The sequence below is a fragment of the Actinomyces sp. HMSC065F12 genome, from assembly GCF_001814535.1.
GTDB classification, from domain to species: Bacteria; Actinomycetota; Actinomycetes; order Actinomycetales; family Actinomycetaceae; genus Pauljensenia; species Pauljensenia radingae_A.
The window spans coordinates 157848-170048 of sequence record NZ_KV816976.1; the positions used below are offsets into that span (position 1 = coordinate 157848).

The window sequence follows — 12201 nt, forward strand, 5'->3', positions numbered from 1 at the left end:
TCGGGGCAGTCTAGTGCTCGCCGGCGACGCTGCGCCATACGTGCAGGGCTCGGTCATCAAATAAGCAGAACACGATCCTGATTGCGTGCTCGTCCTGTTCGCTTTCATAGGTGCGAGCCGCCTCTATGCCGATACTCGCAACCTGTTCCATATCCCAGCCGTACACTCCTGCTGAAATTGCAGAGAACGCTACGGAGCGTGCACTGATGTCCTCGGCAACCCGCAGACTCGACGTGAAGCAGGAGCGTAGCAGATCCGGGTCAGTCTGCCCGCGATGCCGGTTAGGTCCGACAGTGTGGATTACCCAGCGCGCCGGCAGTCTGAAACCCTCAGTCGCTACAGCGTGCCCCACGGGAAGACCATCAGGGAACTGGCTGGCACGCACTTTCTTGCAGGCGGCGAGCAGGTCGGGCCCAGCTCCGCGGTGAATTGCCCCATCCACGCCGCCACCACCCAGCAGTGACGAGTTCGCAGCGTTGACAATGGCGTCCACCTCAAGTGTTGTGATGTCGCCGCTGATCAGTTCCATCATTGCTCGCATATCTCACGGGCGGTTGAGCGAGCAGGCAGGAATTGCTGCCCGTCCGCTCAACCGTCCGTGTCTAGTTCTCAGATGTGACAGGACGCAGCCAGAGCGCACCCAGCGGTGGCACGCGCAGCTCAGCCGATGCTGGCCGGCCGTTCCATGGAACATCTTCAGCGATGACCGGCCCCATGTTGATCACACCGGATCCGCCGAACTCTTCGCTGTCAGTGTTGAGGATTTCCTCCCACTGGCCGCTGAACGGCAGCCCCACGCGGTAGCCCTCGTGAGGTGTGCCGGCAAAGTTCGTGACGCAGACAAGGAGGTGCTGCTTGTCATCGGAGCCCATTCCCTTGCGGATATGGGAGATCACGTTGTGATCGCCGTCTGACGCGTCGATCCACTCAAAGCCCGTGTAGTCGTCGTCCCACAGCGCGGGCTCGTCGCGATAGATCCTGTTGAGAGCCGACACCAGCGACAGCAACCCGGAATGCAGATCGTCATCGAGCAGCCACCAATCCAGAGAATGCTGCTCGGTCCATTCCTGTTCCTGCCCAAATTCCTGTCCCATGAACAGCAGTTGTTTGCCAGGATGCGACCACTGGTAGGCGTACAGTGCGCGAAGCGAGGCCATTTTCTGCCACTTATCACCGGGCATCTTCGAAACGAGCGAGCCTTTGCCGTGAACGACCTCATCATGGGACAGCGGCAGAATGTAGTTCTCGGAGAATGCGTACACCAACGAGAACGTGAGTTCACCGTGGTGCCAGCGACGGTTGACAGGGTCTTCCTGCATGTACCGCAGCGTGTCGTTCATCCAGCCCATATTCCACTTCATGCCGAACCCCAGGCCGCCTCCTGACGTTGGCGCGGTCACGCCGGGCCACGCTGTTGACTCTTCAGCCACCATTACGATGCCGGGGTGACGCCTGTAGGCAGTTGCGTTGGCTTCCTGCAGGAACTGGATGGCTTCCAGGTGTTCGCGACCGCCGTACTGATTCGGCCGCCACTGGCCTTCCTTGCGTGAATAATCCAGATACAGCATGGAGGCCACCGCATCGACACGCAAGCCATCGACGTGGAACTCCTCGAGCCAGTACAGGGCGTTGGCAACCAGGAAGTTGCGCACCTCCCGACGCCCGAAGTTGAAGACGTACGTTCCCCAATCCGGATGTTCACCACGCAACGGATCGGGATCCTCGTACAGGGGAGTGCCGTCGAAACGGGCAAGCGCCCAGTCATCCTTCGGGAAGTGGGCTGGCACCCAGTCCAGGATGACGCCGATACCTGCCTGGTGGAGGCGGTCCACCAGATAACGGAAGTCGTCGGGCGTGCCGTAGCGTGAGGTCGGCGCGTAGTACGAGGTGACCTGGTAGCCCCACGAACCGCCGAACGGATGTTCAGCCACCGGCATGAATTCGACGTGCGTGAAACCGGCTTCGGTGACGTAGGCGATCAGCTCATCAGCGAGCTGACGGTAGCCCAGCCCCTGTTTCCAGGATCCAATGTGGACTTCGTACACTGACATGGCAGCGGTGTGCGGGGTGGTGTGAGCACGCCTGTCCATCCACTCATCGTCATCCCACCTGTGGAAACGGTCGGTGACAACAGAGGCAGTTGCCGGAGGAATCTCGGTGGCACGTGCCATCGGGTCAGCCTTTTGGAACCAGTTACCGCCCGGCCCTCGGATCTCGAATTTGTAGCGCGCTCCCACGCCCACACCTGGGATGAACAGCTCCCACACGCCGGACGATCCCAGTGAGCGCATTGCGCTGGCGGTGCCGTCCCAATAGTTGAAGTCGCCGACGACGCGCACGGCAGACGCGTTGGGCGCCCATACCGCAAATGCGACGCCCTCGACGTCACCCATCGGGCCGGTGTAGTGAGTCAGATGTGCTCCCAGAACTTTCCACAGTTCTTCGTGTCGTCCCTCGGAAATGAGGTAAATATCCATTTCGCCCAGTGTGGGCAGGAAACGGTAGGGGTCGTCCATCAGTGTCGTCTGGTCACCGTAGGTCACGCGCACTCGGTAGTCGGGAATATCGTCACATTCAAAGACGGCAACCCACACGCCGGAGCGTTCGTGAACAGCGTCAACTGTTTGATCGGGCGTGACAATTTGGACGGCGTCGGCCAAATGATGCACCGTGCGGATCGTCACTGACCCGTCACTGAGGTGCGCTCCGAGCACGGCATGAGGCAGGTAGTACTGCCCCTGCGCCACTGTATCAAGGAGGTCTGGATCTTGAGGAATCGGTGAGGCGTTCATGACCTCATTTTCCCATGCACACGGTCACGGCGTGGCCGTTCGGACGGTCGTGGCGTTCTTTGCAACAAACGACCGTCCGATGTGCTCCACGTGTCGACCGTTTTACCGCTCAGCCAGTTCGGTGAGCGCATCGAGGGGAATACTCAGCCAGTCTGGACGCATCCTATGTTCGTAGATCGACTCATAGGCTGCCTTCTCAATGATCAGTGCAGTCATGAGTGCGTCGTCGCGACCCGAGAAATCAGCGTGATACCCCTCAAGGAACGCACGCTGGTGCTGGCTGACCCACTCGTGAGCGACGGCATCGTCAATCGCTGAGTCATCATCGGCAAGGCGTCGTGCCTGCGCCATCGCATAGTCGAAGGAACGCAGCATCCCGGCAACGTCCTTGAGCGGCAGGTCAGGGGCGGTGCGCTCGGCCAGGGGGCGCAGCGGCTCGCCCTCGAAGTCCAGAATCTTCCACCCATCATCGCTGAGCAGGGTCTGCCCCAGGTGGTAGTCGCCGTGAATGCGGGTCGCCTGAAGCGGCTCGTCCCATTGTGCGAGCTGGTCCAGCTCGCGGCCCAATGTATCCACGAGTTCGCCGGTCAGGCCAGGGACCTCAGCGTGCGCAGCATCGAGGTTGTTGCGCACCCGCGCAGCGATCTGCGATGGCGTCGGCCCGTCAGCAGTGGGCAGAGCCCTCGCCAGAATCTCATGCATCTGAGCTGTCACGGTACCCAGTGAACGTGCCTGCTCGGTAAGATCTTCACCGCGGGAGGCACCATCGACAAAGAAGACGAAACCGTCGCGCCCATCGCGTACCAGCTCACTGATAATGGTCGCCACACACAGTTCCGATTCCTTCTTGGGCCACGAACGCACGCGTGCCGGGACGGCAACGTAGCCGAAAACGCGTGGCACGTGGTTCCAGTCAGCCTCGCATAGCGCGGTGGGCACCTCAACATCCGGGTGAGCACCCTCCGTGAGCACGCGCAGTACCTTCGCGATGATTCCAGGAGTCTCGTCTGTGGTACCTCGGAAAATAACCGAGGTGTTCGACTGCTCGCCTCCATACACCTGTACCTGGTCACGCATGTCGCGCATGCGTTCAACGGTGTCAGCATCCACCGTTCCAACGGCACGACCCATCGCCAGCCACGTGTCCCAAAATGCCCACACCGACACGCCGTCCAGAATACTCAGGTCACCAATCGATCCGATGGGGTCGCCCTCGTCAACGTCCGTCGCAGGATTGTCGAACGTTTCGGCAACGTCGTCTCCGGCCTGCGGAACGAGAACGAGGGGGACGTTGAGCAGTTGCGAGCCGGCCTGGATGATCAGCAGGCGAACTGACGCTAAATCACCGGAATCGGACTCCGGAGTTCCCGGCGGTTCCAGATAGCCTGAATCGGCATTGAGCTCGCCAATGACCTGCAATGTGCGGTCGCTGGTGCGTGGGAACCATCGCCTCGACGTGAGCCACGGGGCGATCGCTTCCAGGAGTTGAATGGAAGACGGTGCGTTACTCATCTTCTTCCTCACTTTCTGGTTCAAGGAACGTCACGCCCAGCCAGTAAAAGCCGTGGCGCGGCAGCGTGATGTCCACCGTCTCATCGTCACGCACATCCGGGAACGCGTTGCCCGATCCAAGATCGTACAGATGCCAGCCGGCCATGCCGGGCAGGTGGATCTTCGCGGAGTGCGGTTCAGTGGACAGGTTGTTGACGCACAGAATCGTTTCGGATTCGTCTCGGCGCAAGAACGCGAGCACAGCATCGTCAGAGGACCACAGCAGCGTCATGTCACCAAATCCGAACGGCGCATGCTTGCGGCGCGTGTTCAGCATCTTGCGCGTCCAGTTCAGCATCGAGGTCGGGCGGGTGGCGTGCTCGGCCACGTTCACTGCGCGCTGGTCATAGGTCGGTGATGAAATTCCCGGCAGGAACCACTGATCCTGCGGGGCATCGGAAAAGCCCATCGTCGGCGTGTCATCCCACTGCATAGGGGTGCGCACGCCGAAACGGTCAGGCAGATCCACGTTGTCACCCATACCGATCTCATCGCCATAGAACAGGAACGGGGAACCGGGCAAGGACAGCAGCAGCGCGTAGGCCAGTTCAACCTCGCGGCGCGAGGCATGCAGCAGCGGCATGAGTCGTCGACGTATACCGACATTGGAACGCATGCGCTCTTCAGGGCAGTACCACTCATACATCCTGGCGCGTTCCTCGTCCGTGACCATCTCCAGGGTCAGTTCATCGTGATTGCGCAGGAAAACACCCCATTGGCCACCCTTGGGCAGGGGAGGGGTGGCAGCCAGGATTTCGCGCAGCCCGTGGGAGGATTCTTCGCGCAGTGCGGCGAAAATGCGCGGCATGATCGGGAAGTGGAAGCAGATATGGCACTCGGGTGCCTCATCGGTTCCAAAGTAGGCGACAACCTCGTGAGGCGGCTGGTTCGCCTCGGCAATCATGACGGTGCCGGGGAACTCTTCTTCGACCATTGCGCGCAGGTCCGCGATGAACTCGTGCGTGGCCGGGAGGTTTTCGCAGTTCGTACCTTCTTCTTCGAACAGGTAGGGGATGGCATCCAACCTGAAGCCGTCCACACCGGTGGTGCACCAAAAACGCACCACGTCTTTCATGGCTTCGCGCACCGCAGGGTTTTCATAGTTCAGGTCCGGCTGGTGTGAGAAGAAACGATGCCAGAAGAACTGGTGGCGCTCCTCATCCCACGTCCAGTTCGATACTTCCGAGTCCACGAAAATGATGCGCGCGTCGGCGTATTCGTTGGGTCGGTCACGCCAGACGTAGAAATCGCCGTACGGTCCGTTCGGGTCGGAGCGTGAGGACTGGAACCACGGGTGCTGGTCGGACGTGTGGTTCATGACCATGTCCAGCACGATGCGCAGGCCTCGTTCATGTGCGGCTTCCACGAGGGCACGGAAATCATCCATCGTGCCGAAGCGTTCGTCGATGCCCTTGTAGTCGGAAATGTCGTAGCCGCCGTCGGCCAGAGGGGAAGGAAAGAACGGGGGCAGCCAGATTGCATCGATACCGAGCCACTTGAGGTAGTCGAGCCGCGAGATCAGGCCGGGAATGTCACCCACGCCGTCGCCGTTGGAGTCCTGGAAAGAGTGGATCAGCAGCTCATAGAAGACTGCGTGGCGGTACCAACTGGGGTCGTCGGCCACAGGGACGAGGGCGGCTTCATCCTCGTGTGGCTGGTCCACCGTCATATTGTGGAATGGTGAGAGTTGCGCATAGTGGCTGGAGGTGGCGGTCGTCGTCTCAGGTGCGGCGTCCAGTTCAGCGCGCGATGAATCATCAACGGTCATGGCATCATACTGCCAGTTACGGCGCGCTGATGCACGGTGTGTATGCATTTCATGCCCGGCGAGTGGGACCCGCGGCGCCTGGAGGCGCGCGGTGCATTCTACTGTTGCTGTTCAACCCCAAAGACGTGTCCGATGCGGGTCCACGGGCTCAGCCGCACCACATTCGACGCACCCCAGCGGTACTCCATGCCGTCCAGTTCATCGACAAGGTTCAACCCGCCGCCGTGGCCAGCGTTGAGCAGCTCCATGCCGGGCGCGTTGACATCGAGGTCAACAGAGCCCCACACTTCATGATGCGGATCCAGTGAGACCACCACGATCACCGTGTCCGAGTTCCCATCAGGTGTGAACTGTCCGGGAATGTGCCGTGAGAAGCACAGCAACTGGTCGTTGGATGTACGGTGAATGCTGATCTGGTGAAGCTGCTGCAGGGCACGATGTCGCCCTCGTGCAGTGTTGAGCAGGGTGAGCAACTGAGGAATACCCGTGCGCTCCGCATCCTCCCACCTGCGCGGACGGTACTCGTATTTCTCGTTGTTGATCTGTTCTTCAAAACCGGGGCGCGGTACCGATTCGACCAGCTCGTAGCCGGAGTAGATGCCCCACGTCGGAGCGCCGCATGCGGCCAGAATCGCGCGGATTGCAAACATGGCGGTGCCGCCCTCGGTCATCTGCGGCGTCAAAATATCGTGCGTCGTCGGCCAGAATGTCGGGCGCATCAGGTGCGGTGTCTGCTCGGAGACTTCCTTGAGGTACTCTTCGATCTCCTTCTTATAGGTACGCCACGCGAAGTACGTGTAGGACTGGTCAAAACCGACGGCACCCAGCGTGCGCATCATGGCGGGGCGAGTGAACGCTTCAGCCAGGCAGATCACGTCTGGATATTCGCGATGCAGCGTGTCCATCATGCGTTTCCAGAAGTTCACTGGCTTGGTGTGCGGGTTGTCCACTCGGAAAATCTTCACGCCGTGTGCGATCCACAGGCGGAACAGGTCGTGGATCGCTTCGAACAGGCCTTCAGGATCGTGATCGAAGTTAATGGGGTAGATGTCCTGGTACTTCTTGGGCGGATTCTCCGCATACGCGATGGAGCCGTCGGCTCGCTGCGAGAACCATTCGGGATGGTCCCTGACCCACGGGTGATCCGGTGAACACTGCAGGGCAAAGTCGAGTGCGACCTCCATGCCGCGTTCGTATGCGGCAGCGACGAATGCATCGAAATCGTCAAAATCTCCCAGGTCAGGGTGAATCGCGTCGTGGCCCCCTTCATCTGACCCGATGCCGTAGGGGGAACCAGGATCGGTTTCCAGAGCATTCAGCGTATTGTTCTTGCCCTTGCGGAACGTCGTGCCGATGGGGTGAACTGGTGTGAGGTAGATGACATCAAATCCCATCGCACTGATGCGATCGAGTTCCTCAATTGCGGTGCGCAGTGTGCCTGAGACCCATGTGCCATCAGGGCGCTGGAATGCTCCGGCTGAGCGAGGGAAAATCTCATACCAGGAGCCCACCAGGGCGCGGGTGCGCGCGACATGCAGCGGATAGGCCTCAGTGCGACCGACCAGGTCACGCAGTGGGTACTGACGCACAATGTGGCGCACAGAAGACGATATACCGGCCGACAGGCGCTGCTGGTTTGATCGGGTGGCATCGCGCATGATGGAGATTGCACTGTGGAGGACGCGCGCATGGGGCTCAGCCAGACCCTGCTGGTCAGAATTGGCCAGTGCCCTCCCTTCGATCATGCGCTCAAACAGGCGTGCGCCCTCTTCCAGCATGAGGTCAGCGTCGATGTCGGCATCGACTTTAATGGTGGCATCATGTCGCCACGTAGCGTAGGGATCTGACCACGTCTGAATGCAAAATGACCAGTTGCCGGGTCGGTCAGGCATCACCCATGCCTCGTAGCGATCCAGACCGGGTGCAATATCCACCATCGGAGCAATCGTGTGGTCATGTCCGTCGGGGTCAATCAGGACCGCTTCGGCCTGATAGGCGTCGTGTCCCTCGCGAAACACCGTTGCGCGAATGGGGAATGGCTCACCGGCGGTCGCCTTGGCTGGAAGCCGCCCGCCTTCCACAACGGGGGAGAGTTCCACCGCGGGGATGCGCGTCACGGTCATGTCGAGTGGTCGAGAAGATTTGTGGCTCACACTGTTAGGGTACTGAATTTGGGAGGCACGTGGGGGACCATGGGTGGTGTGCGCATCGCCGAGAAGAATTCCCATGCCGTATCTTGTGGTCGCATCAAGGCTGAACGTGACTGAGCCATGACACGTTCGAGACCCCACGTGAAACGTCAATGAAATTTTCTCACCATGCATTCAGCGGAGATATTCACCATTCGACGCTGAATGCAGGGACCACTAGACTGCTGTGTGTGAGAATGATTCAGCGCATTACACGCGGGTGCTTCAGCTGCTGCAGCGTGTCTAACTGAAGGGATTGATTACTAGATGTCGTATAGCCTGGCTGATGCAGCCACTTCGCAAGTCCGCTCCTTTTCAGGTCGACCAGCAGATCGCTCCACCCTCATGGAAATGTGGCAGGGCCTTTCTGCGGCAGTTGTTGACCGCGTCGCGAGCGACTGGGATCGTACCAACCGTCTGTATGCAACCAAACGACGGGAACACTATTTCTCGGCCGAATTCCTGATGGGTCGCGCATTGCTGAATAACCTGTCGAACCTCGGCCTGACGGATGAGGCAGAAAAGATCGTCAATTCTTTTGGCCAGACGCTGTCCGATGTCCTGGAACAGGAACCGGATGCAGCGCTGGGCAACGGTGGCCTCGGGCGACTGGCAGCCTGCTTCCTCGACTCTTGCGCCACACTGGACTACCCGGTGAACGGCTACGGAATCTTGTACCGCTATGGCCTGTTCAAGCAGCTGTTTGAGGACGGCTTCCAGCGTGAACAGCCCGATGCGTGGATGGAGGAGGGCTACCCCTTCATTGTGCGCCGCGAGGAAGAACAGCGCATCATTCACTATGCCGACATGGATGTGCGAGCCATTCCCTACGACATGCCGATCACCGGATACGGCACACGTAACGTGGGAACGCTGCGACTGTGGCGTGCAGAGCCGGTTGAAGAATTCGACTACGACGCGTTCAACTCGCAGCGCTTCACTGACGCCATTGTCGAGCGTGAAGCCGTCGCCGACATTTCACGCGTGCTGTACCCCAATGACTCCACGTTCGAGGGCAAGATCCTGCGCGTGCGCCAGCAGTACTTCTTCTGCGCCGCCTCGCTGCACGACATTGTTGCCAACCATATTGCCCAGCACGAGGGCGACCTGACAACGCTGGCTGATTTCAATGCGATTCAGCTCAACGACACTCACCCGGTTCTGGCCATCCCCGAACTGATGCGAATCCTGCTGGATGAGTACGGCTGGACGTGGGAAGCAGCATGGGACGTCGTCAGTCACACGTTCGCGTACACGAACCACACGGTGCTGGCTGAAGCGCTGGAGAAGTGGGAGACATCGATCTTTGATCGCCTCTTCCCGCGCATCATGGAAATTGTGCGCGAAATCGACCGCCGCTTCCGCATCGACATGACTGAGCGCGGCATCGACGAGGGAACCATCAACTACATGGCTCCGGTCCAGGGCAACATGGTGCACATGGCGTGGATTGCCTGCTATGCGTCGTATTCGATTAACGGTGTGGCCGCGCTGCACACAGAAATTATCAAGCGCGAAACGCTGCGTCAGTGGCATGACATCTGGCCCGAGCGCTTCAATAACAAGACGAACGGTGTGACCCCTCGTCGCTGGCTGCGTCAGTGCAACCCGCGCCTGTCCGCCCTGCTTGACGAGGTGACCGGCTCAGACCAGTGGGTCACCGATCTTGACGTCCTCGCACAGTTCACTGACAGCGTTGACGAGAGTGTTCTGCAGCGACTGATCGACATCAAGCATGACAACAAGGTTGACTTTGCTCAGTGGATCAAGAACCGCCAGGGCATTGAGGTCAATCCTGATGCGATCTTCGACGTGCAGATCAAGCGTTTGCACGAGTACAAGCGTCAGCTGATGAATGCGTTCTACATTCTGGACCTGTACTACCGACTCAAGGAGGATCCGTCACTGGATCTGCCGCCGCGCGTGTTCATCTTCGGTGCGAAGGCAGCGCCGGGATATATACGTGCCAAGGCGATCATCAAGCTGATCAACTCAATCGGGGATCTGGTCAACAACGATCCTGACATTGACGGGCGCATCACAGTTATCTTCGTGGAAAACTACAACGTCTCGCCTGCTGAGCACATCATTCCGGCTGCTGACGTGTCTGAGCAGATTTCAACTGCCGGCAAGGAAGCGTCGGGCACCTCGAACATGAAGTTCATGATGAACGGTGCACTGACGCTGGGCACGCTCGATGGCGCGAACGTGGAGATTCTGGACGCTGTGGGCCAGGATAACGCCTACATCTTCGGTGCCACGGAAGATGAGTTGCCTGAACTGCGCCGTACATACGATCCGCGCTGGCACTATGAAAACGTACCTGGACTGAAGCGTGTGCTCGATGCAATGACTGACGGCACGCTGGATGACGGCGGCACAGGTGATTTCCATGACCTGCGTCTGTCACTGCTGGAAGGCAGTTACGATCCGGCCGACGTGTACTACGTGCTGGGTGATTTCGATGCCTACCGCACGGCTCGCGACCAGATGGCGCGTGACTACTGTGACCGCCAGGCATGGGCACGCAAGACATGGGTCAACATCACGAAGTCGGGACGCTTCTCATCGGACCGCACGATCCGCGACTATGCGCGCGAGGTGTGGAAGCTTGAGGCAGCCCCGATCGACCAGTGATCCTGTCACGCTGAACTATTCAGGCTCGCTACATGTGGTAGCGAGCCAATAGTTCGCAAATTCGACGTCTCCTTGCTGGATGCGGGGAATGACGTCACGGGCGTGTCCTTCACCGACTTCAGGGTTAAAACGCTGGATGACGTCAAGATCGGGGAATTTGCTGATCTGCGTCACTGCTGTGTTCACACGGTCCGCGTTTCCACTGTTCGTGGCGTTAACGAATTCCTTGATCCAGGCACACTCCCAGTCAAGGGCTGCGAGGACCGCAACATCTCCTTCGGCGGTGACGACTGTGACGGGAGCGTCGGTAGACGGGTCAGTTTGCTGTGCCTGACGCATTGCTACGGGGTTATCGGCGCCGGACGTGTACTGAATGTGATCGGTGCTTACTGAATCCACTTCAGCGCCTACTGCCCACGGAAGCAGGTCGGCAACGGTGGGCGGGGTGGCGCCAGGCGGGTATTCCTCGCCCACTTGTGCCATTTCCTGCTGTGCCTGAGTGCTGATCTGCTCTGGAATATCGGCGCTTTGAGCGTATTGTGCAAGATCAGGGTTGCGCGCTTCAGTCCTGTTTGCCTGCGTGCTGGGCGTGAGGACGAACAGTGCAAGACAGGTCGCTGCGATGCATAGAAGTCCTGCTGCGATCAGAAGAATGCGCGTGGCGCGCATGTGATTCGTGATGGATGTATGCATTAGTAATGGATCACTCCCCATACTGATCGAGATTCTTCCCATGGCGGCGCGCCACAGGTACCTTTGATTGCGAAGGACATAACAAAGTCACGTGCCCCGTAGCTTTGCGGGAAACTCTTGTGATTGGCCTTCGTCGGAATGAAGTATGTTACTGCGAACTGATTCCCTCCCGGGTAGCGCAAGGCTACTGCGTCGCCTGAGGCGCCACCGCAGTAGGTAGATGTTGTGGTGCCGTCACTCCAGTGCGTTGTGCCCCGTTGGTTTTCCCATGACATATAGCCGGGAGTATGGTGCCGCACAGTGGTGAAAATCGTGTTGGATCGGTAATATGTGGCGCTTGTGCTCGCTGATGCCGCATTTGCCTGATGAGGTGATAGCACCGTGAACACAGAAGTTAGCAAGGACACTGAAAAAAGCACTGAAAGAATTCTCGTAGACAGTGGTGTCTTGTGCATCTGGTTGCCTCCCAACAACATTGTTAGTATTGAAGCTGTATCAATGTCAGTATAGCTTACTAGAACTTACTAATCAATAGCACGGCGTACCTTACATATTTTGAGCGCGAAAGTGG

Annotated in this window: 7 protein-coding genes; 1 reads left to right on the forward strand and 6 read right to left on the reverse strand. The window is 59.0% G+C overall.

Annotated elements, in window-relative coordinates:
* Positions 1–10 precede the first annotated feature (10 nt).
* The 5 genes from HMPREF2975_RS05855 to HMPREF2975_RS05875 form a co-directional block, all read right to left on the reverse strand.
* Positions 11–532 (reverse strand): O-acetyl-ADP-ribose deacetylase, encoded by a 522-nt coding sequence (locus tag HMPREF2975_RS05855; RefSeq protein ID WP_070726447.1) that lies wholly within the window; start codon positions 530–532, stop codon positions 11–13.
* A gap of 70 nt (positions 533–602) precedes the next feature.
* Complete coding sequence (glgB, locus tag HMPREF2975_RS05860; RefSeq protein WP_070726449.1) at positions 603–2792, reverse strand: 1,4-alpha-glucan branching protein GlgB; 2190 nt, start codon at positions 2790–2792, stop codon at positions 603–605.
* Positions 2793–2894: 102 nt separating this feature from the next.
* Positions 2895–4304: a phosphotransferase gene (locus HMPREF2975_RS05865; protein WP_058236973.1), complete on the reverse strand. Its 1410-nt coding sequence runs from the start codon at positions 4302–4304 to the stop codon at positions 2895–2897.
* A complete protein-coding gene (gene treS / locus HMPREF2975_RS05870) occupies positions 4297–6012 on the reverse strand; it encodes a maltose alpha-D-glucosyltransferase (protein ID WP_058237816.1) in 1716 nt (571 codons plus the stop codon). Before treS ends, HMPREF2975_RS05865 begins: the two co-directional genes overlap by 8 nt.
* Before the next feature lie 197 nt (positions 6013–6209).
* Complete coding sequence (locus HMPREF2975_RS05875) at positions 6210–8234, reverse strand: maltotransferase domain-containing protein (protein WP_070726451.1); 2025 nt, start codon at positions 8232–8234, stop codon at positions 6210–6212.
* 333 nt (positions 8235–8567) lie between these two features.
* Between HMPREF2975_RS05875 and HMPREF2975_RS05880 the strand changes: the two genes are divergently transcribed.
* Entirely contained in the window at positions 8568–10937 is a 2370-nt protein-coding gene (locus tag HMPREF2975_RS05880) for a glycogen/starch/alpha-glucan phosphorylase (protein ID WP_070726454.1), read from the forward strand.
* Positions 10938–10952: 15 nt separating this feature from the next.
* On the opposite strand, the gene HMPREF2975_RS05885 is transcribed toward HMPREF2975_RS05880, so the two are convergent.
* Positions 10953–11606 (reverse strand): hypothetical protein, encoded by a 654-nt coding sequence (locus HMPREF2975_RS05885; RefSeq protein WP_141757308.1) that lies wholly within the window; start codon positions 11604–11606, stop codon positions 10953–10955.
* Between the last annotated feature and the right edge of the window lie 595 nt (positions 11607–12201).

What these genes read in the sequence shown, in the direction of transcription:
- HMPREF2975_RS05855 (WP_070726447.1), bottom strand. Translation starts at nt 532, where the DNA reads ATGATGGAACTGATCAGCGGCGACATCACAACACTTGAGGTGGACGCC.
- glgB (WP_070726449.1), bottom strand. Translation starts at nt 2,792, where the DNA reads ATGAACGCCTCACCGATTCCTCAAGATCCAGACCTCCTTGATACAGTG.
- treS (WP_058237816.1), bottom strand. Translation starts at nt 6,012, where the DNA reads ATGACGGTGGACCAGCCACACGAGGATGAAGCCGCCCTCGTCCCTGTG.
- HMPREF2975_RS05885 (WP_141757308.1), bottom strand. Translation starts at nt 11,606, where the DNA reads ATGCGCGCCACGCGCATTCTTCTGATCGCAGCAGGACTTCTATGCATC.
- HMPREF2975_RS05875 (WP_070726451.1), bottom strand. Translation starts at nt 8,234, where the DNA reads ATGACCGTGACGCGCATCCCCGCGGTGGAACTCTCCCCCGTTGTGGAA.
- HMPREF2975_RS05865 (WP_058236973.1), bottom strand. Translation starts at nt 4,304, where the DNA reads ATGAGTAACGCACCGTCTTCCATTCAACTCCTGGAAGCGATCGCCCCG.
- HMPREF2975_RS05880 (WP_070726454.1), top strand. Translation starts at nt 8,568, where the DNA reads ATGTCGTATAGCCTGGCTGATGCAGCCACTTCGCAAGTCCGCTCCTTT.